Source organism: Ruegeria sp. CDSB136 (assembly GCF_059610965.1).
This window is the reverse complement of record NZ_JBXWOP010000014.1, coordinates 38437-62753: the sequence shown is the minus strand read 5'-3', so window position 1 is coordinate 62753 and position 24317 is coordinate 38437. Positions and strand designations below refer to the sequence as shown.

The following is a 24317-nucleotide window of genomic DNA, read 5'->3' as shown; positions in this document are numbered from 1 at the left end:
CCACGGGTTGGCATACCGCCACCATATAGGTCGAACAGATTGGGTTGTAAGGGGCCATACATGATCAGACGGTTCGGTGAAACCCCGGAACCGGGGCGCAAGTACATACGCAGGGTGGGCGTTTACGGTCTGCTGCCGCGAGGCCGGCACCTGTTGCTGACCTGCCAGACCGAACCTGGGCCAGACCTTCAGTTACCCGGTGGCGGTATCGATCCCGGCGAATCCCCGATCACCGCGCTGCACCGCGAGGTTTACGAGGAGACAGGTTGGCAAATCGCCGCGCCCCGGCGCATCGGCGCGTTCCGACGGTTCACGTTCATGCCGGAATACGATCTGTGGGCCGAAAAGGTTTGCCTGATCTATCGCGCAAGGCCTGTGCGCCGCATGGGCCCGCCCAGCGAACCCTTTCACGAAGCATTGTGGATGCATGGCGCGGACGCGGTTGAGATGTTGGGCAACGGCGGCGATCGGCACTTTGCCAGACTTCATTTGAACAGACTCTAACAAACATTAAACTCAAAAAAAACGGCCGAGACATCGTCGTCCATGCCTTCACCGGGCGAAGCGGTCTGGGTGAGCTGCCAGAACATGTCGTCCAGAAACTCGCTTCCTGCCCGGTCCGACGCGCAGCCCAGCGCCATTTGCTGCAATCCGGATTCGTCCAGCAAACCGCCATCGGCCAGGCGGCATTCCGTGAACCCATCGGAATACAGCATCAGCCTGTCGCCGGGCTTGAGGTAGAGTTCGGTCTGTTGGAAGTGAACATCCGGCAGCAAGCCGATCGGCAGACCGCCCTCACCCAGAAACTCAGCGCTGCCATCCTGGCGCAGCAGAAGCGGGTGCGGATGCCCTGCTTGCACCATTTTCACATGACCGTTGCGCAGATCGACAATGGCGTAGACCATCGTGAAATATTCTTCGACACCGGCATCCGCCATCAGGCGTGAGTTGAGCGTTGCAGCAACCTGTTCCGGTGGAAGCAAGGCATAGAACTTGTCGAACCGACGCTCCATCGCCACGTTCTGATCGAAGTGTGTGCTTGACAGATACCCGCCAAGACGCGCCGTCATCATCGCCGAAGTGATGCCGTGCCCGGACACATCAATGCTGTAAAACCCAAGGCGATTGATGCCGGGGGAAAACATGCCAACAAGGTCACCGCCAATGTGGCCACATGGTTTGAGCAACAGGCTGACCCGGGAATTGCCGAATTCCCGGCTGAACTCGGGCACCAGTGACTGCTGGATCTTACGGGCCTGCATCAGGTCCTTGTCGATGGCGTCGTGGGCCTGCTTCAACTCGTTCAGCGCGTTTTCGATCAGACGGTTCTTTTCCGACAGTTCGCGTTGCATATCCAGAATGCGTGCCCCGGCCGAGATACGGGCGCGCAACTCATCCGCCTCGAGCGGTTTGATCAGAAAATCGTCTGCACCGGCATCCAGCCCGCGCGCGACCTCCTGCTTTTCGCTTTTGGAGGTGAGAAGGATGAAATAGCTGTAGTGATCGCCGCCCAGCGCCCGGAAGGCGCGGCAGAATTCCAGCCCGCTCATCCCCGGCATGACCCAATCGCCGACAACCAGATCCGGAAGGCTTTCGGCACATAAGTCAATGGCGGCTTCACCGCCGTCCGCCTCGATCACCTCGAACCCCCATTTTCTGAGGGATGCGACCAGAATGCGCCATTGCAGGCGGCTGTCATCCACGACCAGCACCCTGCGGATCGCACCAAACTCCATCTCTGCGTTGGCTTCCGCCTGTCCGGGTCCTGACACCATCACCCTCTGCACCGCACGCGATTTCGAATGTCACAACCCTAGCGCGCGGTGATTTAACATCCGATGAAGGTGCAATCCGAGGTTTCTTCGACCGGCTTAACCGGACCTTTACCGCACAGATGTTAATTCCATGGCCAACAGAACGAGGCGGGAAGGGCACCATGATCCACTGGCACAGGGTCAGACAATTGCGGGATGAGGTTGGCGCCGACGAGTTTGACGAGGTGGTGCAGATCTTTCTGGATGAGGTTCAGGAAGCTCTTGCGCGCCTGCACAATGATACCGCGCGGACTGAACTGGAACAAAACCTGCATTTCCTGAAAGGCAGCGCGCTGAGCCTGGGATTCGATCAGTTTTCCAAACTTTGTCAGGATGGCGAACGGCGGGCAGCAGCCGGCGAAGGCGACAATGTGGATCTGTCCGCAATTCTGACCGCCTACGATGAATCCCGGGCAGTATTTTTAGCAAACCGGGCGGCGAGCCTTAGTTAGAGGCTGTTTTCGCGCTCAGATCACAAACTGGGCCAGTGTTTCGTCTTCAGTTATGTCGGTATAGGTGAACCCGGCCTCGTCCAGATGCGCAAACAGCCGAATGAAGTTTTCCGGCTTGCGGGTTTCGATCCCGATCAGGACCGAGCCGAAATTGCGCGCCGATTTCTTCATGTATTCGAAGCGCGCGATGTCATCCTCGGGGCCGAGAATGCCCAGAAACTCTTTCAACGCACCGGGGCGCTGTGGCAGGCGCAGGATGAAATACTTTTTGACGCCGGAATAGCGCTGCGCCCGCTCCTTCACTTCGGGCAGACGCTCGAAATCGAAGTTGCCGCCCGAGGTGACGCAAACCACGGTCTTGCCGCGCACAAAGCTTTGAACATCCGTCACTGCCTCGACCGCCAGCGCACCGGCGGGCTCCAGAACGATGCCTTCGACATTCAGCATCTCGATCATGGTGGCGCAAATACGATCTTCGGACATCACCAGGACATCCGACAGGTGGCAATTGCGCAGCAGTTCAAAGGGCTTTTCGCCAATCTGGCCGACGGCGGCGCCATCGACAAATGTGTCGACGCGATCCAGCGCCACCGGATGACCCGCCGCCAGCGCCGCGCGCAGGCAGGCCCCGCCTGCCGGTTCCACGAACAGGCAATGGGTGCGATCCCCGAACCAGGTCGCCACACCCGCCGACATCCCGCCGCCGCCCACCGGCAACAGCAGGTGATCAGGCACACCGCCCAGCTGTTCCTCGATCTCGACTGCAAGCGAGGCCTGCCCTTCGATCACGTCTGCGTCGTCGAACGGCGAAAGGAAATGCCCGCCTTTTTCCGCACACCATTTTTGCGCCGCCTTCAGCGTGTCGTCGAAATAGTCCCCGGTCAGATGAATCTCGATATTGTCGCCGCCAAAGATGCGGGTTTTCTGAATTTTTTGCTGCGGGGTGGTCACGGGCATGAAAATCACACCGTTCACACCCATGTGCTTGCACATATAGGCCACGCCCTGCGCGTGATTGCCCGCACTGGCGCACACAAACAGATCCTGACCCGGTTGCTTGCGCATGGCGTTGAACGCGCCCCGGATCTTGTAAGACCGCACAGGGCTGAGGTCTTCACGCTTGAGCCAGATATCAGCCCCAAACCGGTCGGACAGATGGGCGTTCCGCTGCAACGGCGTTGGCGGAAACACGGTGCGCATCGCCTGTTCGGCGGCACGGGCGCGGGTCATGAAATCAGTCATGACCGTTTCAGTGCCGCATCAGTGCGAGAAGGGCAAGGAATACATATGTGTGCGCGGCTCAGGTGAGTTCGCGTTTTTCGACAAAGATCCCATACATCGTGGTCAGGATGCTGACATTGATCATCGGCAGAATGAGAGATCCGAAAAACACGGTCAGCAAAACGCCCAGAACCGGGATAATGGCAAGCGCCGCAAGCGCAAACTGCACCAGGATCTGAAACACAAAACTGACCACTAGCAGAACAACAATCGCGCCAGCCACACCCGATGTTCGGTTCCATGCATCGCCCAGTGTAATCGGGTTGCCGATCGCGGCAGCCGGCAGGATGATGGACAAGCGGTAGAAGCAAACAACCAGAACTAGTGCGGCACCGAAGCTTATGACAACCGCGATCAGTCCGGCGCTTTCACCCAGGACAGACAGAATTAGCCCGACCGGTATGAACCCGATTGCCATCAACAGGCCCAACAAAACAAAGCGGCCCAGATAAGCGAGAATTCTGTCGAAGCGGAATGTGGGCAACAGCCCGCTGGGGTATTCCTCCAACAATATGAACCTGTGCCAGGACACGGCGATCCAGAACATCACGATGAACACCACGACGACAACCAAAAAGGTAAAGACCGTAATCGAACCAAGGTTTTCTGGCGACGCATTGGCGGTGTCATCAAACGACTCGAGTGGAATTCCCAGCAGCAGAAACAGCCCGACGATCACGGCGGTTGCGATCACGGCCGGTCCCAGTGCGATCTGCAAAACCTGTCTGAAATTCCCGAATACCATCCGCACCGAATGCGCAAAAATCTCCCAGCCCAGCATCTGAAAACCGCCCTCTCAACCAATCCTTGTTCTCTTTCCAACTGTTTCACCCCAATTCCCGCCTTGCGTCAATCCACACAGCTTGCCCCCGGGTCCAAAACCCGCTAGGGGCCAAGCGTTCTACGCATAAGGGGAAGTCAGATGTCCGCGCCCAAGAAAGTTGTTCTGGCCTATTCCGGTGGCCTTGATACCTCGATCATTCTGAAATGGCTGCAGACCGAGTATGGCTGTGAGGTCGTGACCTTTACCGCCGATCTGGGTCAGGGTGAGGAACTGGAACCCGCCCGCCAAAAGGCCGAGCTGCTGGGGATCAAGCCTGAAAACATCTATATCGAGGACATCCGCGAAGAGTTCGTGCGCGATTTCGTCTTCCCGATGTTCCGCGCCAATGCGCAGTACGAAGGATTGTACCTGCTGGGCACTTCGATCGCGCGTCCGCTGATTTCAAAACGTCTGGTCGAGATTGCACAAGCTACCGGTGCCGATGCCGTCGCCCATGGCGCGACCGGCAAGGGCAACGATCAGGTCCGCTTCGAACTGGCGGCCTACGCGCTGAACCCCGACATCAAGGTCATCGCCCCGTGGCGCGAGTGGGACCTGACCAGCCGCACCAAGCTGCTGGAATTTGCCGAGGCGAACCAGATCCCGATTGCCAAAGACAAACGCGGTGAAGCACCCTTCTCGGTCGACGCCAACCTGCTGCACACCTCGTCCGAGGGCAAAGTTCTGGAAGATCCCGCCGATATGGCGCCCGACTATGTCTACCAGCGCACCGTCCACCCCGAGGATGCGCCGAACGAGCCGGAATTCATCGAAATCGGCTTTGAAAAAGGCGATGCGGTCAGCATCAATGGTGAGGCGATGAGCCCCGCGACCATCCTGACCAAGCTGAACGAATATGGCGGCAAGCACGGTATCGGCCGTCTGGACCTGGTCGAAGGCCGGTTCGTGGGCATGAAATCGCGCGGCATCTATGAAACGCCGGGCGGCACCATCCTGATGGAGGCGCATCGCGGGATCGAGTCCATTACAATGGACCGCGGCGCGATGCATCTGAAAGACCAGCTGATGCCGCAATATGCCGAGCTGATCTATAACGGCTTCTGGTACTCGCCCGAACGGGAAATGCTGCAGGCCGCAATCGACAGGTCTCAGGAACACGTCACCGGCACCGTGCGTGTGAAACTGTACAAAGGCCTGGCCTCAACCGTGGGTCGGTGGTCGGATCATTCGCTGTATTCCGAGGCGCATGTGACCTTTGAAGAAGACGCCGGTGCCTATGATCAGAAGGATGCGGCCGGGTTCATCCAGCTGAACGCCCTGCGCCTGAAACTACTGGCGGCGCGGGACAAGCGGCTTTCAAAATAGGCCCTGCTCGACCGAATTCTGAAACCCCGGCCCGCAATCCGGTGCCGGGGTTTTTTTGTTGCGTGCTCTGGTTCCTGTTGCGTCACCCTTGCCCGCGGCCCCCGTTTGTCCTTACGCAAAGGTCAATTGGGGAAAGGACAACACATGCTGCAAGAGATCGCCGACGGAATTCAGAAAGGTCTGAACGGCAAAAGCTTTGACGGATCGCTCAAATTCGATTGCGGCGCGGATGGCGTCATCGTTCTGGCGGACAACATGGCGTCGACGACGGATCAGGACACGGACTGCACCATTCGGATTTCCAGAGACAATCTGACAAAGCTACTGACCGGCAAGCTGAACCCGATGACGGGCATCGCGATGGGCAAGCTGAAAATCTCGGGCAACATGGGCGTGGCGATGAAGCTGGGGCAGTTGCTGGGCTAGCGCGCGATAACTTCGTTTCACCAGCATGTGACAAACGATGTCAGCGGATTGCATGATCGGGGAACACGGGGCAGCCTGTCTTTCGAAGGAGACCTGCCATGACCCGGACTGCAAATGCCGTTTGTTTCAAACCGACCCTGCTGTTCATTCTGATCGTTCTGGCCGTGCTGCTGCGCGCACTGCCCGCGCCTGCCGCCGGGACCGAGACACTGACGGTTGCGGGTGGCTGTTTCTGGTGTGTTGAATCCGATTTTGAATCCGTCCCTGGCGTGACCGGCGCCGTTTCGGGTTATACGGGCGGCACGGTGGACAATCCGACCTACAAACAGGTGACACGTGGAGGAACAGGGCACTACGAAGCCGTTCAGATCACATTCGATCCGTCGCGTGTGTCACGTGAAACGCTGCTGAACATGTTTTTCCGCTCGGTCGACCCAACCGATGCCGGTGGGCAGTTCTGCGACCGGGGCGACAGCTATCGGACGGCCATTTTCGTCTCTAACACAGGGGAAAAGGCGTTGGCGGAAAAAGCCAAGTCCAGCGCGCAATCCGCATTAAGGCAAACGGTGGTCACACCCATTCTGAACGCATCCACGTTCTACCCGGCCAAAAAATACCATCAGGATTATTACAAAGGCGACAAACTGGTCTTAACCCGCTTTGGCCCCAAACGTCAGAGCAGCGCTTACAAGGCCTACCGCAAAGCATGCGGACGCGATGCGCGGGTCAAACAACTGTGGGGCAGTGATGCGCCCTTCGCCGGGTCCTAATCGAACCGTGCCGCGCGCACTTCCTTCAGATCGGGAATAACGTCAGCCGTCCCGTGCCGCATGACCATCAGGGCGCCGGCGCGGGTCGCCTGTGCGATGGCCTGCTCCATCGGCAGCCCCCGGTCCATTCCAGCCAGTACGTAGCCGGTGAATGTATCCCCCGCGCCTGTTGTATCGACAGCCTTGACCGCATGGGCTGGAAAGTCCTGTGGTTCGGCACCCCGTTGATAGTAGCGCGCGCCTTTTGATCCGAGGGTTACGATGACATGCCGGACGGGCAGATCATTGGCGTTCAGACCGGTTTCCTTCTGTAGCTGCTCGGCCTCCACCTCGTTCAGGATCAGGAAATCGAGGTAAGGCAAAACCGCCTTGACCGCATCGGCCTGAAACGGGGCTGCGGCGTAGCAGACGGTCAGACCCAGTTCGTGCCCAAGCCGGGCCGCTTCGACCTGCGCGTTGGTTTCGTTCTGCATCACCAGCAGATCGCCGGTATCGGTGGCGGATAACGCCTGGCCCAGCTGATCGGCCTGCAACGCATGATTGGCGCCAGGGTACAGGACGATCAGGTTCTCGCCCTGCGCATCCACCGCGATGATCGCATGGCCTGTAGGTGTGTCAACTTCGGCAATGTGGCGGGTGTCCACGCCGTATTCTGTCAGCCGGTCCTTTGCCCAGCGCCCGTCGGGACCAACCGCCCCGATATGGCAGACATGCGAGCCCGCCCGCGCAGCGGCGACGGACATGTTCGCCCCTTTGCCACCCAAAAAACGCTCCAGCCCATTTGCGGCCAGAGTTTCCCCCGGCGCAGGCAGGTGCGGCAGGGCGTAAACCATATCCGCGTTGATTGAACCGAGGTTCCAGATCGTCATGACTTACCCGATATCGCAAGAGGCCAGGATGGCCATGTTCAGAATGTCATTCGCCGTCGATACGGTCGAGCAGATCTGGATCGGCTTGTCGACCCCGGACAGGATCGGGCCAATCACCGTCGCACCGCCCATTTCCTGCATCAGCTTGGTTGAAATCGACGCTGAGTGACGCGCAGGCACGATCAGGATATTGGCCGGGCCGGTCAGGCGCGAGAACGGATAGGCCGCCTGCTGATCCACGTTCAGCGCAACATCCACGGTCATCTCGCCTTCGTATTCGAAGTTGACGCCGCGCTGGTCCAGAACCGCTGGCGCGCGGTGCATCTTTTCTGCCCGTTCCGAGACCGGATACCCGAAGGTTGAGAAGCTGACAAAGGCGACCCGCGGCTCGATCCCCATATGGCGCGCCACGGCGGCCGAGCGTTCGGCGATTGTGGCCAGGTCGTTCTCGTCCGGCCATTCATGGACAAGCGTGTCGCCGATCAGAACGATGCGCCCCTTATGCAGCAGCGCCGTAACCCCGGCCGCTCCATGAGTGGCGTCGGCATCGAACACGTGATTGATACGATCCAGAACATGCGCGGATTTTCGCGTCGCACCGGTCACAAGCCCGTCTGCGTGGCCGTGGGCCAGCATCAGGGATGAAAACACATGCCTGTCCCGCGCGGCAAGGCGGTGAATATCCTTGGAATCAAAGCCTTTACGCTGAAGCCGATTGTACAGGAAAGATTTGTAAGTCTCGAGATGCGTGGTGTTTGCTGCATTCACCACCTCCAGCTCACGCACTGCGTCCCCGAGGCCGGCGTCCTCGAGCTTTTTCTTGACGTCATCGGGTCGGCCAACGACCAGGGCCTTGCCGAAACCCGAACGCTGATACATCACGGCTGCGCGCAACACACGGGGATCGTCACCCTCGGCAAAGATCATCCGGCTTTGCGCGGCGCGGGCGCGAGCGTTCAGACCGCGCAGGATGCTGGCCGTCGGGTCCATGCGGGATTTCAGGCTCAGCTCATAGGCGTCCATGTCGATGATCGGACGGCGGGCCGCACCGGTATCCATCCCAGCCTTGGCCACGGCAGGCGGGATGCGGTGGATCAGGCGCGGGTCAAACGGCGTCGGAATGATGTAATCCCGTCCGAATGTCAGAGATTTGCCATAGGCCATCGCAACCTCATCCGGCACGTCCTCGCGTGCCAGATTGGCCAAAGCATGGGCACAGGCGATTTTCATCTCGTCATTGATGGCACGGGCATGGATGTCCAGCGCGCCGCGGAACAGGTAGGGAAAACCCAGAACGTTGTTCACCTGGTTCGGATAGTCGCTACGACCGGTTGCAACGATGGCATCTACCCGAACCTCGTGCGCCTCTTCCGGAGTGATCTCGGGGTCGGGGTTCGCCATCGCAAAGATCACCGGATTGTCGGCCATGCTGGCCACCATGTCCTGCGTGACCGCACCCTTGACCGACACGCCCAGGAAGACGTCGGCACCCTTCATGGCCTCGTCCAGCGTACGCAGCTCGGTCGAAATCGCGTGGGCCGACTTCCACTGGTTCATACCCTCGGTCCGGCCCTGATAGATCACACCCTTGGTGTCGCAGACAATACAGTTGTCATGCCGCGCGCCCATCGCCTTGAGCAGTTCGATACAGGCGATCCCTGCAGCACCCGCGCCGTTCAGGACGATCTTTACGTCCTCGATCTTCTTGCCCGAGATATGTAGCGCATTCAGCAGACCCGCCGCACAGATCACCGCAGTGCCGTGCTGGTCGTCGTGGAAGACCGGAATGTCCATCTCTTCCTTCAGACGCTGTTCGATGATGAAGCATTCGGGCGCCTTGATGTCTTCCAGATTGATGCCACCAAAGGTCGGCCCCATCAGTCGCACGGCGCGGCAGAACTCATCCGGGTCTTCGGTGTCCAGTTCGATATCGATCGAGTTCACATCGGCGAACCGTTTGAACAGGACCGATTTCCCCTCCATCACCGGTTTCGAGCCGAGCGCGCCCAGATTTCCCAGACCCAGCACAGCGGTCCCGTTCGAAATCACGGCCACCAGGTTGCCCTTGTTGGTGTAGTCATAGGCCGTTTCGGGCGATTCAGCGATGGCTTCACAGGGAACGGCCACACCGGGGCTGTAGGCCAGCGACAGGTCCCGCTGCGTGGTCATGGGAACGGTGGCCTGCACCTCCCACTTTCCGGGGGTTGGTTCCAGGTGAAAGGCCAGCGCCTCTTCGTTGGTGATCTTCGCTTTGGGCATGTGATGGGTCGTTTCTTTACATCTGCGGGACGATTGCCTCATAGCGCAGGAGAACGCGCGCCTCAACGGGAATGAGTTTTCGGCTTTTACAGAAGATGCGGGATTTGTAAGGTCGCGTCCGGAATACGCCAGAAGGGATCAGCCTTGTCCACAGTCACGCCGATGATGGCGCAATATCTCGAAATCAAAGAGGCCCATGCCGACGCCCTGCTGTTTTATCGCATGGGCGATTTTTACGAGATGTTCTTTGAAGACGCCGTCAACGCCGCCGAGGCGCTGGATATCGCGTTGACCAAGCGTGGCAAGCACAACGGAGCCGACATCCCCATGTGCGGCGTGCCCGTGCATTCCGCCGAAGGGTATCTGCTGACACTGATCCGAAAAGGTTTCCGAGTCGCCGTCTGCGAGCAGATGGAAAGCCCGGCGGAAGCGAAGAAAAGAGGCTCTAAATCGGTCGTAAAGCGCGATGTTGTGCGTCTTGTTACACCCGGCACGTTGACCGAAGACGCGTTGTTGGAGGCTCGCCGCCACAACTTTCTGGCCGCTTATGCCGAGGTCCGGGATGAAGCCGCCTTGGCCTGGGCCGATATCTCGACCGGGGCGTTTCACGTGATGCCTTTGACCTCGGTGCGCCTTAGCCCTGAACTGGCCCGGCTGGCACCATCCGAGTTGATCGTGGCCGATGGAGTTCAGGACAAACTGAACGAACCTGCCCGTGATCTTGGTGTCTCGCTAACCCCGATCGGGCGCGCCAGCTTTGACAGCACCGCGGCGGAAAAGCGTATCTGCGGATTGTTTCACGTAAGCGCCCTGGACGCATTCGGCAGTTTTGGGCGCGCAGAGATTTCGGCCATGGGCGCGCTGATCGCCTATCTGGAAATCACACAAAAGGGCAAACTGCCGCTGCTGCAAACCCCGCTCAAGGAATCCGAAGACCGCGTTGTTCAGATCGACAGCGCAACTCGGCGCAATCTGGAACTCACCCGATCCATGTCTGGAGGCCGCGCTGGCTCTCTGCTGTCTGTGGTCGACCGAACCGTGACACCGGGCGGTGCTCGACTGCTGGAACAACGCCTCTCCAGCCCCTCCCGCAATCTGAATGTCATCCATGGGCGGTTGGACGCAGTGAGTTTTGCGGCCGAAGACAGCCTGATCGCTTCGGACCTGCGCGAGGCGCTGAGGAAAACCCCTGATCTGGATCGGGCCTTGTCTCGCCTGTCACTGGATCGCGGCGGTCCGCGCGATCTCGCGGCCATTCGCAACGGCCTGACACAGGCAGCGGCAATTGCCGAGCTTTGTGCGGACCGGGACCTGCCTGTCCTTCTGGCGACGGCGTTGCAAAATCTGGTTGGTTTCGATGACCTACTGAGCCTGCTCGATGACGCCCTTGTCGCAGAACCCCCGCTGCTGGCCCGCGACGGTGGTTTCATCGCCCCGGAGTATGACGCCGAGCTGGACGAGGCCCGCACCTTACGCGACGAAGGCCGCTCGGTCATCGCGGGCTTTCAGCAGAAATACGCGGAACATACCGGCATCACATCTCTGAAGATCAAGCACAACAATGTACTGGGCTACTTCATTGAAACGACGGCCACCCATGCCCAGAAGATGCTGAACCCGCCCTTCAGTGAAACCTATATCCACCGCCAGACGACCGCGAACCAAGTACGCTTCACCACGGTTGAACTGTCTGAGATCGAAACCCGCATCCTGAACGCAGGAAATCTGGCACTCGAGATCGAGAAGCGGCTCTATCAAAAGCTTTCTGACGAAACTTTGGACAAAGCCACGCGCCTGAACCAGGCGGCACGCGGTCTGGCCGAACTGGATCTGACCACAGCTCTGGCTGATCTTGCGCGTGGTGAAAACTGGTGTCGCCCGCAAGTCGACGCCTCGCGTACATTCGATGTACAGGGGGGGAGACATCCGGTTGTCGAGCACGCATTACGCCAGCAAAGCGGTGACGCCTTCATCGCGAATGACTGCGATCTCAGCGCCAATGGCGGCGCGGCCATCTGGCTGCTGACCGGTCCAAACATGGCCGGTAAATCAACGTTTCTACGCCAGAATGCACTGATTGCTTTGCTGGCCCAGATGGGCAGCTATGTCCCCGCTGAACAGGCGCATATCGGTCTTGTCAGCCAGTTGTTCAGCCGCGTCGGAGCATCAGACGATCTGGCCCGTGGACGCTCGACCTTTATGGTCGAAATGGTCGAGACCGCCGCCATCCTCAATCAGGCGGATGACCGCGCGCTGGTCATTCTTGATGAAATCGGTCGCGGCACCGCCACCTATGACGGTCTGTCCATCGCATGGGCCACGCTGGAACATCTGCACGCCGCCAACCAGTGCCGCGCCTTGTTTGCCACGCACTACCACGAACTGACCGCTCTTGCCGGACAACTGGAAGGCGTCGAAAACGCGACTGTCGCCATCAAGGAATGGGAGGGTGAAGTCATCTTCCTTCACGAAGTTCACAAGGGTGCAGCCGACAGATCCTACGGAGTTCAGGTCGCGCAGCTCGCCGGACTGCCGGCATCTGTGGTCGAACGAGCCCGCATTGTTCTGGACCAGCTGGAAAAAACCGAACGCGAAGGCGGCAAACAAAAGGCCCTGATCGACGACCTGCCTTTGTTTTCGGCTGCGCCACCTCCACCGCCACCGGCACCGAAAGCCTCGCCCGTTACCGACCTGCTGGATCAAGTTCTGCCGGACGAACTGACCCCGCGGGACGCACTCGACCTGATCTACAAACTGAAAGAGGCGGCCAGATCCTGACCGCCCCTTCATCTTTTCAAAATACTCTCGCCGAAGGCTTGGCTTCAAAGAAGCCAATCAGTTCGCAGGCATCGACGATACCCCGACCTGCGCCGGACGCAGCAGGCGGTCATGAAGCATGAACCCCTCGGCCGAAACCTGAATAATATCACCCGCACGAGTCCCCGGCACCGCGGCTTCGAACATCGCTTCATGCACATTCGGATCGAACCGGTCGCCAACCTCGGGCGTGATCACTTCGATTCCGTGCTTCTGGAACACGTCCTTCAAGGCCCGCATGGTCAGTTCAACGCCTTCGATCAGACCGGCGGCAACCTCTTTCTGTTCATCCGTCACAGTCTCAAGCGCGCGCTTCATGTTGTCGTATACCGGCAGCATGTCACGGGCCAGTTTCGAACCGCCATACTGTTCCGCATCGCGGCGCGCCTTGTCGCCCCGCTTGCGCGCGTTTTCTGCATCCGCCAGGGCGCGCATGAACTTGTCCTTGAAATCGTCCCGCTCAGCGCGCAGCGCATCGATCTCCAGCGCCTCTTCGCTGATATCCATCAGCTCCTCAGCAAGTTCTTCCGCCTCGGCGGTTGCGATATCATCCAGAAATTCTTCGTTCTTGGGCTCTGCCATCTCTTACCCTCTAGCTCCGGTCGGATATCAGCTTGCCGACCAGTTGCGCCGTATAATCCACGATCGGCACGATCCGTCCATAATTCAGACGCGTGGGCCCGATGACCCCGACCGCACCAATTATCTTACGATCAGCGTTCATATATGGAGACACCACCAAAGAGGAACCCGAAAGTGAGAAAAGTTTGTTCTCTGAGCCGATAAATATGCGCACACCCTCGCCTTCTTCGGTCAGTTCCAGAAATTCCGCGATGTCCCGCTTGCGTTCCAGGTCATCAAACAGCGTTCGAATGCGGTCCAGTTCCTCGGTCGCGCCGGTCTCCCCCAACAGATTCGCCCGCCCCCGCACGATCAAACGGGCCGAGTCGCCCGCATCGCCGTCCCAGGCGGCCATGCCGCTTTCGACCATCCCGCGCGCCAGCACATCGATTTCCTGCTTCCGCGCATCGATCTGGGTCTGCATCTGGCGCCGCACTTCGCTCAGCGTCCGGCCCTCAATCAGCGCATTCAGGAAATTTGCAGCCTCCCGCATCGAACTGGGTGTCTGACCGGGCGGTGGTGTGAACAGCCGGTTCTCAACATGTCCGTCCGCAAAAACCAGAACCACCAGGGCCCGGTCATGAGCCAGCGATACAAACTCGATATGCTTGATCTCGGATTCGTGCTTTGGGGTCAAAACCAGTGATGCGCCATGTGTCACGTGTGACAAGGCGGAGCCGACCCGGTCCAGCATTCCCCCTACATCACCCGCGTTAGAGCCTAATGTCTCATCCAGCTTTTGCCGGTCATCCGCTCTCAGATCGCCAACCTCAAGCAGACCATCGACAAACATCCGCAGGCCCATTTGCGTGGGCACCCGACCAGCACTGATATGCGGGCTGTCGAGCAAGCCCAAAAACTCCAGATCCTGCATCACGTTGCGCACGGTCGCGGCGCTGACTTTTTCCGACAGGGTGCGAGTCAGGGTCCGGCTGCCTACGGGCTCACCACTGTCCAGATAACTCTCAACGATCAGCCGGAACACTTCGCGCGATCGGTCATTCATCTCGTTCAGAATTTTACTTGCTTCGCTCATCGGCGGTCCCCTGCTGGGTCGTCATTAAATCGCAGGCAATTGAAAGGTCAATCGGGGTTGCATCGTAAGCCAAGGGGGCGTTATCCCCAAGCCAGCAAACAAAGGATTTTCAATGCGACCCTCTGGACGTGATCTAAACGAAATGCGGCCGGTTTCAATTGAAACGGGCTTTACCAAACATGCCGAAGGTTCCTGTCTGATCAAGATGGGCGATACCCATGTGTTGTGTACCGCCACGATCGAGGATCGTGTGCCGCCCTTTATCAAAGGCTCGGGCCTTGGCTGGGTCACAGCCGAATACGGCATGCTGCCCCGTGCTACCAATACAAGAATGCGGCGCGAGGCGGCATCGGGCAAGCAAGGCGGGCGCACCGTGGAAATCCAGCGCCTGATCGGCCGCGCCCTGCGCGCCGGTGTGGATCGGGTTGCGCTGGGCGAGCGTCAGATCACCGTGGACTGTGATGTGATCCAGGCCGATGGCGGCACTCGCTGCGCTTCGATCACCGGTGGATGGGTCGCCTTGCGTTTGGCAGTCAACAAACTGATGAAAACTGGCGATGTGATCTCGGACCCCCTGGTGGACCCTGTCGCGGCTGTTTCTTGCGGTATATACGCAGGCCAGCCGGTACTGGATCTGGACTACCCCGAGGACAGCGAAGCCGGCGTCGATGGCAACTTTATCATGACCGGGTCGGGCAAACTGATTGAAGTACAGATGAGTGCCGAAGGGTCTGTCTTTAGTCGCACTCAGATGGACCAGCTTATGGATTTGGCGGAAAAGGGCGTGGCTGAATTGGCTCCAGCACAAAAGGCCGCCGCCGCATGACCCGCAAGTTCGACGGCGACAGGCTGCTGGTGGCCACGCATAACAAAGGCAAGCTCGAGGAGATGGCGCATCTTCTCGAACCCTTTGGAGTGTCCGTCGTGGGCGCCGGTGAAATGGATCTTCCCGAACCGGAAGAAACCGAGGACACGTTCGTCGGCAACGCCCGGATCAAGGCTCATGCCGCTGCCAAGGCCACCGGCCTGCCTGCCCTGTCGGACGATTCCGGAATTACCATCGACGCGCTGGACGGCGCGCCGGGCGTCTACACCGCCGATTGGGCCGAAACCGGCAACGGACGCGACTTCCTTATGGCGATGACCCGCGCGCATAACGAGCTGGAGGAAAAAAACGCGCCCTACCCCAGGATCGCGCAATTCCGCAGCACGCTGGTTCTGGCCTGGCCCGACGGACATGATGAAGTGTTCGAAGGTATCGCACCCGGCCACCTGGTCTGGCCCATCCGTGGCGAAGGCGGATTTGGGTATGACCCGATGTTTGTCCCCGACGGATACGACATTACCTTTGCCGAAATGGACCGTTGGGAAAAGAACAAGATCAGCCATCGTGGGCGCGCGGTGGAGATGTTCGTGAAAGGCTGCTTTGGCGGATGATTGGCGCAACGGGGGCTTTGGCCTTTATGTGCATTGGCCTTTTTGCCAGGCCAAATGCCCCTATTGTGACTTCAACAGCCATGTTTCTAGAAATATAGATCAAAAACAATGGCTTGAGGCGTTTCTTGCTGAGCTGACCCGCTCGGCCGCCGAAACGCCAGGCCGGGTTCTGAACACGATCTTCTTTGGCGGCGGAACACCATCTTTGATGGCGCCGGAAAGCGTTGCTGGTGTGATCGAGCAGGCGCGCAGCCTGTGGCGCCCGTCTAACAGCCTTGAAATTACACTGGAAGCCAATCCCGGTTCGGTCGAGGTCGGACGCTTTGCCGCCTATCGTGACGCCGGGGTCAATCGCATTTCGATGGGCATTCAGGCCCTGAACGATGATGATCTGCGCCGGTTGGGGCGCATTCACACAGTAGCCGAAGCGCAAGCGGCGTTCGACATTGCCCGTCATTGTTTTGACCGCGTCGGCTTCGACCTGATCTATGCCCGCCAGCACCAAACGCTGGAGGCGTGGAAATCGGAGTTGACCGAAGCACTGAATATGGCGGTGGACCACCTGTCGCTTTATCAACTCACAATCGAAGAAGGCACGGCTTTCGGTGACCGCTATGCAGTCGGCAAACTACGCGGGCTTCCGGAAGATGACAGTGCGGCAGACATGTATCTGGCCACGCAGGAGATTTGCGAAGCTCATGGTCTGCCGGCATACGAGATTTCAAATCATGCCCGCACAGACGCGGAATCCCGACACAACCTTATATACTGGCGGTACGGAGATTACGTCGGCATTGGCCCCGGTGCACATGGGCGCCTGACGCTATCTGGGCAAAAGATGGCGACAGAAACCTATTTGTCTCCGACCAGGTGGCTGACGGCTGCTTTGAGCGGCAATGGCGAAAAGTCCCGAACCGCCCTGTCATCAAAAGATCAGGCAAATGAATACCTTTTGATGGGGATGCGCATTGCCGAGGGGCTGGACATGGACCGGTTCGCAACCCTTTCCAAAGCCCCGTTGAATCCGGACAAATTGGATGAGCTCGAGTCCTACGGGATGATCAGACGTGATCAAAACCGACTTTTTGCAACCAAAGACGGTCGCGCGGTGCTGAACGCCGTGATCCGCGAATTGTTGGAGTAGCGCATGCAGTTTCTTTGGGCCGGACTGGGGTTGCTATGCGTGGCACTGGCGGTTGTGGGGATTGTCCTGCCGTTGCTTCCAACGGTGCCGTTCTTGCTGCTTGCAGCGTTTTTCTTCGCGCGCTCCTCATCCCGGTTGCACAATTGGCTGATCACCCACAGGACCTTTGGCCCAATGATTCTGGATTGGCAAAGCTCCGGTGCCATCCGCCCGGCCGCGAAAAAGGCGGCAACTTTGTCGGTTGCCGCCGTGTTTGGATTGTCTGTTCTGCTTTCCCTGCCAGCCCACGTCCTGATCATTCAGGCCCTGGTTCTGGGCGGAGTGATGGGTTTCATCTGGACCCGGCCTAACGGCTGAGCTTGGCGCACAAATCGTCCAACTGATCCAGGTTTTCATAGGTTAAGACAACCTGACCCGATTCCGTTCCGGCCTTGTGATTGATGGACACCTTCATCGCAAGGATTGCCGAAAGATCCTTTTCCAGCGCTCGGGTGTCCGCATCCTTGCCCGCATCCAGATTTCTGGCCCTGGGTGTCGTTGTTGCCGGACCGTCTTGCTTCTTTTTGACCAAAGCTTCGGTTGCTCGTACAGACAACCCATCTCGGACGACAATTTTTGCCAATTCAGACGGGTTTTCGGCCGTGATCAGCGCCCTTGCATGTCCTGCGGACAATTTCCCTTCAATAACAAGGGTTTGTACATCATTTGGCAGAGACAGAAGGCGTAGAAGGTTGGCAATGTGGCTGCGGCTTTTGCCCAAGGCTTCTGCAAGCTTTTCCTGCGTGTGACCAAAGCGATCCATCAACTGTTTATAGCCAGCGGCCTCTTCCACCGCGTTCAGATCAGCGCGCTGGATGTTTTCAATGATGGCAACTTCCAGAACCTCGGTATCGTCAAAGTCCCGAACAATGACCGGGATGTCGTGCAGCTGCGCCATCTGTGCGGCCCGCCACCGTCGCTCACCCGCAACGATCTCATACTCGCTACCATTGATCTGGCGCACGATCAGCGGCTGGATGATGCCCTTTTCTTTAACCGACGCCGCAAGTTCATCCAATTGATCGGTTGAGAAAGTCCGGCGTGGCTGGTTCGGGTTCGCACGCAGTTTTTCGATCGGAACCTTGAGATCAGGGCGGCGGGATTCAGAAAAGCCGCGCCCATCTGTTTCAGTTGCGACATCAGCCATAAGGGCCGACAATCCCCGCCCCAATCCCCGGGATTTTGTTTTTTTGACGTTCACGTCGGCCTCCTCACTGCTACTTAGGCTGCGGCTCTGTTATTTTTTTGCATGACTTCCCGGGCCAGATGACGGTAGGCCATCGCCCCCAGAGACCCCGAGTCGTACTGCAAGACCGGCAACGCATAAGACGGCGCTTCGCTGACCCGAACATTTCTGGGTATCTTGGTTTTAAATACCATCTCACCCAGATTGTCACGCGCGTCTTTTTCAACCTGGCGGGACAAGTTGTTGCGGTTGTCATACATGGTCAACACAACACCTTCGATTCTCAGGTCCGGATTTGCGGTCTGGCGAACCTCTCGAATAGTCAGCATCAACTGAGACAGCCCCTCAAGTGCGAAGAACTCGCTTTGCAGCGGAACCAGCACCGAATGGGCCGCAACCATGGCGTTGACCGTCAGCAAATTCAGGGACGGCGGGCAATCGATCAGCACATAATCCAACTCAAATTTGTCAATTGCGGTTTGACGTAGCGCATCGTGAAGCAGATAGCTGCGTTTTTCATTGGAAATAAGCTCAATGTCGGCTGAACTCAGATCGACAGTGGCAGGGACAACAAACAACCCGTCAATCTCCGTTTCCTGGATCACCGCCTCCAGCGGAGCATCGTCAAGAATCAGGTCATAGGTCGTCCAGTCGCGATCCTCGACGCCCAGACCGGTTGATGCGTTCCCTTGCGGATCAAGGTCCACAACCAGAACTTTACACCCCGCTTCGGCGAGGCCTGCCGCTAAGTTGATCGCTGTTGTGGTTTTCCCTACCCCACCCTTTTGATTGGCAACCGCAATTATCCGAGGCCCTATCGGGCGAGACAGATCAACCACGTGATACTCCTTTGACCTTAAGGATAACGGCTTGGGGTTCGGTTAAACTTCTAATTGGCTCAACACCAAAATTCCATTCCTCTCGCGCTTCTTCCAGTTCTTTTTTCCAGTTTACGCCTTTTGGGAACAGCGCTACGCCGGAATCGGCTAAATGCCTGTCGCAGAACGACAATAACTTGCTCAGATCGGCCAATGCTCTGGCGGATAGCACATCTGCCCCGGTAGGTTCCGCCAACTCGATCCGCTCAGAAACTACAGTGCAATTTGCCCCGCATTCGCGGGCTACGTTTCGCAAGAAAGCCGATTTTCGCTGATCGCTTTCCAGGAAAGTAAATCTGGTATCAGGTGCTTCATCAATAGCCATAAGTGCGCAAACCATGCCCGGGAAGCCCCCTCCGCTACCCAGATCCACCCAATGCCCAAAGCTCTCGACACAACGGAATACCTGCACGGAGTCCAGGATGTGGCGTGTCCAGATATCCGAAAGACTGTTTTTCGAAACAAGGTTGATCTTAGGGTTCCAGCGATTCACCAAATCTACGTAGGTCTCAAACCGAGCAAATGTTTCACGTGAAACATTCAGCCCGTCAAACAAGGCAAACTCTGAACTCATGCTTTCCGGGCCTTCAGGCTGCGCCTTAGTTTTGCAAGAACCAGTGCCAGAGCGGCAGGAGTAACGCCTTCGACGCGGCTGGCCTGTGCGATATTTTCGGGCCTTGCTGACGAGAGTTTTTGCTTCATCTCTGAAGAAAGCCCGTCCATCCCGAAATAGTCGAAATCTCGTGGGATTTCATAGGATTCATCCCGCTTCATAGCTTCGACATCCCTTTGCTGGCGCGCGATATAATTCGCATAAAGCGCGTCTCGCTCGACCTGCAACCGAATTTCATCTTCGACCTGTTCAAGATCCGGGAGTAGCGGGATCAAGCCCTGAAAACTGACATCTGGGAAGGCTAGGATTGCCATTCCATCCCTGCGGTTTCCGTCCTGGTTGACATCGATTCCCGCAGCTCGCACTTCCTTTGGCGTGAAGCTTTGTTCTTTCAGGCGCGACTTAACCTGATCCAATTTTTGAACTTTTTCTTCAAACTGGATTCTTCGACGTTCATCGATGCAACCCAGTTTCATCCCAATGGGTGTCAACCGTTGATCTGCATTGTCAGCACGAAGGGACAGCCTGAATTCTGCCCGGGATGTAAACATTCGATAGGGTTCTGCCACACCACGCGTTGTTAGATCGTCGATCATGACACCGATATAGCTGTCGGCCCTTGTAAAGTGTACCGGATCCCGCCCTTGCGCTTCCAAGGCCGCATTCAGACCTGCGACCATACCTTGTGCCGCCGCTTCCTCATATCCTGTGGTACCGTTAATCTGACCCGCAAGATATAGACCCGGTACATCAGGCAAAGACAGTGAACTCGTCAGAACACGTGGATCCACGTAGTCATATTCGATCGCGTATCCAGGTTGTAGTATTTCAGCGGCCTGAAGTCCCTTTATGGACCGCACATAGGCCAGTTGAACATCCTGAGGCAGAGATGTCGAAATTCCATTCGGGTAGATTGTGTGGTCTTTCACACCTTCTGGTTCAAGGAAAACCTGATGGGAATCCTTGTCAGCAAACCTAACGATTTTATCTTCGATCGACGGGCAATATCTGGGCCCAACGCCATCTATGTGACCGCCATACATCGCCGAACGGGACAGATTGTTTTGAATTATCTCGTGGGTACGTTCGTTGGTATGGGTGATCCCGCATGAAATCTGTGGAGCAGCAGCCCTTTTTGTCAGAAACGAAAAGAATGTTGGATCTTCATCACCCTTTTGCTCGTCCAGTCCCGACCAATCGATGGTTCTGCCGTCCAATCGCGGTGGTGTCCCGGTTTTGAGACGTGACATCGGAAGATCAAATCCGTCCAGGCGCTCCGCCAGTTTCACCGATGGCCGGTCCCCCATCCGACCTCCGGGCTTTGACACATCTCCGATATGTATCACGCCCCGAAGAAAAGTACCTGAGGTCAGAATAACAGTTTTTGCGTGAATCTCTGATGAATCAGCCAGCTGAACTCCGGCAACTCGTGATCCATCCATCAGGAAATCGACGACTTCCCCGGTAATCACGGACAGGTTTTCCTGTCTTTTCGTTGTCGCTTGCATGGCGGACCGATACAACGCGCGGTCAGCCTGTGTTCGGGGCCCCTGCACGGCCGGACCCTTGCGGCGATTAAGCAGGCGAAATTGAATACCAGCCTGATCGGCGACCTGACCCATGACGCCCCCCAGGGCATCAATTTCCCGAACCAGATGCCCTTTGCCCAGCCCGCCGATTGCCGGATTGCAGGACATTACCCCGATATCCGTTTCAGACAAGGTGACCAATGCGGTAGTGGCACCCAACTGGGCTGCGGCATGTGCGGCTTCGGTTCCGGCGTGACCGGCACCAATTACGACGACATCAAACATTGAATGTTTCACGTGAAACACTCCCTACTTACCAAGGCAGAAGCTGGAGAATATTTCATCCAACAGGTTTTCTACATCTATTCTGCCGACCAGTGATTCAAGGGCGCGTATGGCTGAGCGTAGTTCCTCGGCTGCGATATCATACAGATCCGGGCCTGATTCAAGAACGCTTGTTGCGTCGGACAAGGATTGCAGAGCTTTGTTCAGCGATACACGGTGCCGTTCGCGCGTGGCGATACCATGGCTGGTAGATCGCTGCGCCAAGACACACGATATCTGGGAGATTAGCTGATCTATCCCTTCCCCGGTTTTCCCTGATATTCCTCCTTTTGAATGTGAACGCAGGTCGGATTTAGGAAAGACCTGGATATCTCCTTTGCTCATCGGAACACCCAGATCTTGCGGAGAATCAGCCAAAAATACTCGCAAATCAGCAGCTTCGGCGCGTTTTCGCGCCAGTTCGATCCCTAGGTTTTCTACGTGGTCCTTGGTTTCGCGCAACCCGGCCGTGTCCAGCAATGTGACCGGCAACCCGGCAAGATCCATGCGAACCTCGATCACATCACGGGTTGTTCCGGCAAATTCCGAGGTTATTGCAGCTTCCCGCCCGGCCAAGGCATTCAGCAAAGTGGATTTGCCCGCATTCGGCAGACCAACGATGGCCACCTCAAATCCTGTTCGGATTCGTTCGGCTATTTTTACGCCTTCCGCTTCCCGGCGTAGGTCATCCATGACACCCAATACAAGCGACCGCACCTCAGGCGTAACATCTGTCGGCACTTCTTCATCGGCAAAGTCGATAACCGCCTCCAACAAGGACGCGGCGCGGATAAGGTCCCGACGCCAGCGCTCGGCCAGAACACCCAATTCACCGGCCAAAATCGTTTGCGCCTGTTTACGCTGAGCTTCGGTCTCCGCGTCTATCAGATCGGCCAGACCTTCGACTTGCGTCAAATCCATCTTGCCGTTTTCCAACGCTCTGCGCGTAAACTCTCCGGGTTCAGCCAGCCGCAGATCTTCCATATCAGACAGACAGCGCAAAACGGCTTTCACTGAAGCCGTACTGCCATGGATCTGCAGCTCAGCCACATCTTCGCCGGTAAAGCTGGCCGGTCCTTCGAAGGTCAGGACAAGGCCATCATCCAACCGCCCACCGTCCTGCGCATACAGGGATCGGAGGTGCATGCCGCGGGAAGGCAATGTACCGCGGGTCAGTTCTGCCGCGGCCTTATGCGCCTGTGGACCAGAGAGGCGGATGACCGCCACCCCTGCTTTGCCTTGCGCGCTGGCCAAGGCGAATATCGTATCCATTCGAAGGCCTCGCGTCGGTTAAGACCTGTGTCAGGTATTCATCGAGTCGAAGAACTCGCCATTTGTCTTGGTCTGCTTCAACTTCGACAACAGGAATTCGATCGCGTCGGTGGTGCCCATCGGGTTGAGGATGCGTCGCAGAACAAATGTCTTGGCCAGATCGCCCTTGTCGACCAGCAGGTCCTCTTTCCGAGTACCCGACTTGAGGATGTCGATCGCCGGGAACACGCGCTTGTCTGCGATCTTGCGATCCAGAACGATCTCCGAGTTGCCTGTACCTTTGAATTCTTCAAAGATAACCTCGTCCATCCGGCTGCCGGTATCAATCAGGGCGGTTGCGATGATGGTCAGCGAACCACCCTCTTCAATGTTCCGCGCCGCACCAAAGAATCGCTTGGGACGTTGCAGAGCATTTGCATCCACACCACCGGTCAGAACTTTACCTGAGGATGGCACTACTGTGTTAAATGCCCTACCAAGTCTTGTGATCGAGTCGAGAAGAATAACAACATCTCGTTTATGTTCGACCAAACGCTTGGCTTTTTCGATGACCATCTCGGACACGGCGACGTGGCGAGTCGCCGGTTCGTCAAAGGTCGAGGATACAACCTCGCCCTTCACCGAGCGCTGCATGTCGGTCACCTCTTCCGGGCGTTCGTCGATCAGCAGGACGATCAGATAACATTCAGGATGGTTCTGTTCGATCGAATGCGCGATGTTCTGCAGGATCACCGTCTTACCGGTCCGTGGCGGCGCCACGATCAGCGAACGCTGACCCTTACCGATGGGGGACACCAGGTCGATGACACGCGCCGATTTGTCCTTGATGGTGGGATCTTCGATTTCCATCTTCAGACGCTCATCCGGATACAGCGGCGTCAGGTTGTCGAACAGGATTTTGTGCTTGGCCTTCTCAGGATCTTCGAAGTTGATCTTGGTGACCTTGGTCAGCGCAAAATAACGTTCGTTCTCATCTGGTGCCTTGATCTCGCCTTCAACCGTGTCCCCGGTCCGCAGTGAGTGCAGGCGGATCATGTCAGGCGAGACATAGATATCGTCCGGACCCGGCAGATAGTTCGCCTCGGGCGAGCGCAGGAAGCCGAATCCGTCCTGCAGCACTTCAAGCACGCCATCACCGCCAACGGTCCAGCCATCATCCGCGCGTTCGCGCAGAATCTGGAACATCATCTCGCCTTTCCGCATGGTCGAGGCGTTTTCAATCTCCAGTTCTTCGGCCATCGCCAGAAGATCTTTGGGGCTTTTGGCTTTCAGGTCGGCCAGATTCAGGGCTTCAGTTGTCATGATATATACCTTCACCGCTGGCATCGCGGCACGAAGTGGAATTTCAGTACGGAAGATACGCCGCCCGGACGGGCGTGTTGCTCCCTACATAAGCGCGAC

At 57.5% G+C, this 24317-nt stretch carries 23 protein-coding genes; 10 read left to right on the top strand and 13 right to left on the bottom strand.

What is annotated here, in order from left to right:
* Positions 1 to 60 precede the first annotated feature (60 nt).
* Positions 61 to 504, top strand: a complete 444-nt coding sequence (locus AC2FIR_RS15480; protein WP_170612719.1) for an NUDIX hydrolase — start codon at positions 61 to 63, stop codon at positions 502 to 504.
* Here AC2FIR_RS15480 and AC2FIR_RS15475 read toward each other — a convergent pair.
* On the bottom strand, positions 501 to 1775 hold the full coding sequence (locus AC2FIR_RS15475) for a PP2C family protein-serine/threonine phosphatase (RefSeq protein ID WP_496746997.1): 1275 nt from the start codon (positions 1773 to 1775) through the stop codon (positions 501 to 503). The two genes, AC2FIR_RS15480 and AC2FIR_RS15475, sit on opposite strands and share 4 nt — an antisense overlap.
* Positions 1776 to 1936: 161 nt before the next feature.
* Here AC2FIR_RS15475 and AC2FIR_RS15470 point away from each other — a divergent pair, with 161 nt between their 5' ends.
* Positions 1937 to 2266, top strand: coding sequence for an Hpt domain-containing protein (locus tag AC2FIR_RS15470; RefSeq protein WP_496746995.1), 330 nt, complete (start codon positions 1937 to 1939; stop codon positions 2264 to 2266).
* Positions 2267 to 2281: 15 nt separating this feature from the next.
* Here the strand turns inward: AC2FIR_RS15470 and ilvA are convergent, their stop codons facing one another.
* On the bottom strand, positions 2282 to 3508 hold the full coding sequence (ilvA, locus tag AC2FIR_RS15465; RefSeq protein WP_496746994.1) for a threonine ammonia-lyase IlvA: 1227 nt from the start codon (positions 3506 to 3508) through the stop codon (positions 2282 to 2284).
* A gap of 58 nt (positions 3509 to 3566) precedes the next feature.
* Positions 3567 to 4328 (bottom strand): hypothetical protein, encoded by a 762-nt coding sequence (locus AC2FIR_RS15460; RefSeq protein ID WP_170612727.1) that lies wholly within the window; start codon positions 4326 to 4328, stop codon positions 3567 to 3569.
* 141 nt (positions 4329 to 4469) lie between these two features.
* Between AC2FIR_RS15460 and AC2FIR_RS15455 the strand changes: the two genes are divergently transcribed.
* The 3 genes from AC2FIR_RS15455 (at position 4470) to msrA (ending at position 6892) form a co-directional block, all read left to right on the top strand.
* Complete coding sequence (locus tag AC2FIR_RS15455; RefSeq protein WP_496746993.1) at positions 4470 to 5696, top strand: argininosuccinate synthase; 1227 nt, start codon at positions 4470 to 4472, stop codon at positions 5694 to 5696.
* A 144-nt stretch (positions 5697 to 5840) separates the two neighbouring features.
* Positions 5841 to 6122: an SCP2 sterol-binding domain-containing protein gene (locus tag AC2FIR_RS15450; RefSeq protein ID WP_170612731.1), complete on the top strand. Its 282-nt coding sequence runs from the start codon at positions 5841 to 5843 to the stop codon at positions 6120 to 6122.
* 98 nt (positions 6123 to 6220) lie between these two features.
* Positions 6221 to 6892: a peptide-methionine (S)-S-oxide reductase MsrA gene (gene msrA, locus AC2FIR_RS15445; protein ID WP_496746992.1), complete on the top strand. Its 672-nt coding sequence runs from the start codon at positions 6221 to 6223 to the stop codon at positions 6890 to 6892.
* Here msrA and AC2FIR_RS15440 read toward each other — a convergent pair.
* Both AC2FIR_RS15440 and AC2FIR_RS15435 read right to left on the bottom strand, forming a co-directional pair.
* The gene (locus tag AC2FIR_RS15440; protein ID WP_496746991.1) at positions 6889 to 7761 is read right to left on the bottom strand and encodes a ribokinase; all 873 of its coding nucleotides are present in this window, start codon (positions 7759 to 7761) and stop codon (positions 6889 to 6891) included. The two genes, msrA and AC2FIR_RS15440, sit on opposite strands and share 4 nt — an antisense overlap.
* Positions 7762 to 7764: 3 nt before the next feature.
* Positions 7765 to 10020 (bottom strand): NADP-dependent malic enzyme, encoded by a 2256-nt coding sequence (locus tag AC2FIR_RS15435; protein WP_170680152.1) that lies wholly within the window; start codon positions 10018 to 10020, stop codon positions 7765 to 7767.
* 162 nt (positions 10021 to 10182) lie between these two features.
* Between AC2FIR_RS15435 and mutS the strand changes: the two genes are divergently transcribed.
* Complete coding sequence (gene mutS / locus AC2FIR_RS15430; protein ID WP_496747048.1) at positions 10183 to 12798, top strand: DNA mismatch repair protein MutS; 2616 nt, start codon at positions 10183 to 10185, stop codon at positions 12796 to 12798.
* Positions 12799 to 12855: 57 nt separating this feature from the next.
* Here the strand turns inward: mutS and AC2FIR_RS15425 are convergent, their stop codons facing one another.
* Together AC2FIR_RS15425 and hrcA are read right to left on the bottom strand one after the other, a co-directional pair.
* Positions 12856 to 13419: a nucleotide exchange factor GrpE gene (locus AC2FIR_RS15425; RefSeq protein WP_480912243.1), complete on the bottom strand. Its 564-nt coding sequence runs from the start codon at positions 13417 to 13419 to the stop codon at positions 12856 to 12858.
* A 10-nt stretch (positions 13420 to 13429) separates the two neighbouring features.
* Positions 13430 to 14494, bottom strand: coding sequence for a heat-inducible transcriptional repressor HrcA (gene hrcA / locus AC2FIR_RS15420; RefSeq protein WP_170612741.1), 1065 nt, complete (start codon positions 14492 to 14494; stop codon positions 13430 to 13432).
* Between the two features lie 112 nt (positions 14495 to 14606).
* On the opposite strand from hrcA, the gene rph reads away from it, so the two are divergent.
* Genes rph through AC2FIR_RS15400 form a run of 4 tightly spaced genes read left to right on the top strand, consistent with a single transcriptional unit; the run spans position 14607 to position 17432 of the window.
* Entirely contained in the window at positions 14607 to 15320 is a 714-nt protein-coding gene (rph, locus tag AC2FIR_RS15415; RefSeq protein WP_496746990.1) for a ribonuclease PH, read from the top strand.
* Positions 15317 to 15931, top strand: a complete 615-nt coding sequence (gene rdgB, locus AC2FIR_RS15410; RefSeq protein WP_480912240.1) for an RdgB/HAM1 family non-canonical purine NTP pyrophosphatase — start codon at positions 15317 to 15319, stop codon at positions 15929 to 15931. The genes rph and rdgB overlap by 4 nt, the downstream gene beginning before the upstream one ends.
* Entirely contained in the window at positions 15921 to 17075 is a 1155-nt protein-coding gene (hemW, locus tag AC2FIR_RS15405; RefSeq protein WP_496762642.1) for a radical SAM family heme chaperone HemW, read from the top strand. The genes rdgB and hemW overlap by 11 nt, the downstream gene beginning before the upstream one ends.
* 3 nt (positions 17076 to 17078) lie before the next feature.
* Complete coding sequence (locus tag AC2FIR_RS15400; protein ID WP_170612749.1) at positions 17079 to 17432, top strand: YbaN family protein; 354 nt, start codon at positions 17079 to 17081, stop codon at positions 17430 to 17432.
* Here AC2FIR_RS15400 and AC2FIR_RS15395 read toward each other — a convergent pair.
* From AC2FIR_RS15395 to rho, 6 genes are read right to left on the bottom strand one after another with little or no spacing between them, the layout of a single operon-like run.
* Positions 17422 to 18315 carry a ParB/RepB/Spo0J family partition protein gene (locus AC2FIR_RS15395; protein ID WP_480912234.1) on the bottom strand — a complete coding sequence of 298 codons (894 nt, stop codon included), beginning with the start codon at positions 18313 to 18315 and terminating at the stop codon, positions 17422 to 17424. The two genes, AC2FIR_RS15400 and AC2FIR_RS15395, sit on opposite strands and share 11 nt — an antisense overlap.
* Positions 18316 to 18335: 20 nt before the next feature.
* Positions 18336 to 19139: a ParA family protein gene (locus AC2FIR_RS15390; RefSeq protein ID WP_321249902.1), complete on the bottom strand. Its 804-nt coding sequence runs from the start codon at positions 19137 to 19139 to the stop codon at positions 18336 to 18338.
* Entirely contained in the window at positions 19132 to 19752 is a 621-nt protein-coding gene (gene rsmG, locus AC2FIR_RS15385; protein WP_496746988.1) for a 16S rRNA (guanine(527)-N(7))-methyltransferase RsmG, read from the bottom strand. Before rsmG ends, AC2FIR_RS15390 begins: the two co-directional genes overlap by 8 nt.
* Positions 19749 to 21617, bottom strand: a complete 1869-nt coding sequence (gene mnmG / locus AC2FIR_RS15380) for a tRNA uridine-5-carboxymethylaminomethyl(34) synthesis enzyme MnmG (RefSeq protein WP_496762640.1) — start codon at positions 21615 to 21617, stop codon at positions 19749 to 19751. The genes rsmG and mnmG overlap by 4 nt, the downstream gene beginning before the upstream one ends.
* A gap of 12 nt (positions 21618 to 21629) precedes the next feature.
* Positions 21630 to 22916, bottom strand: a complete 1287-nt coding sequence (gene mnmE, locus AC2FIR_RS15375) for a tRNA uridine-5-carboxymethylaminomethyl(34) synthesis GTPase MnmE (RefSeq protein ID WP_496746984.1) — start codon at positions 22914 to 22916, stop codon at positions 21630 to 21632.
* A gap of 30 nt (positions 22917 to 22946) precedes the next feature.
* Complete coding sequence (gene rho / locus AC2FIR_RS15370; RefSeq protein ID WP_170619061.1) at positions 22947 to 24218, bottom strand: transcription termination factor Rho; 1272 nt, start codon at positions 24216 to 24218, stop codon at positions 22947 to 22949.
* Positions 24219 to 24317: the final 99 nt, after the last annotated feature.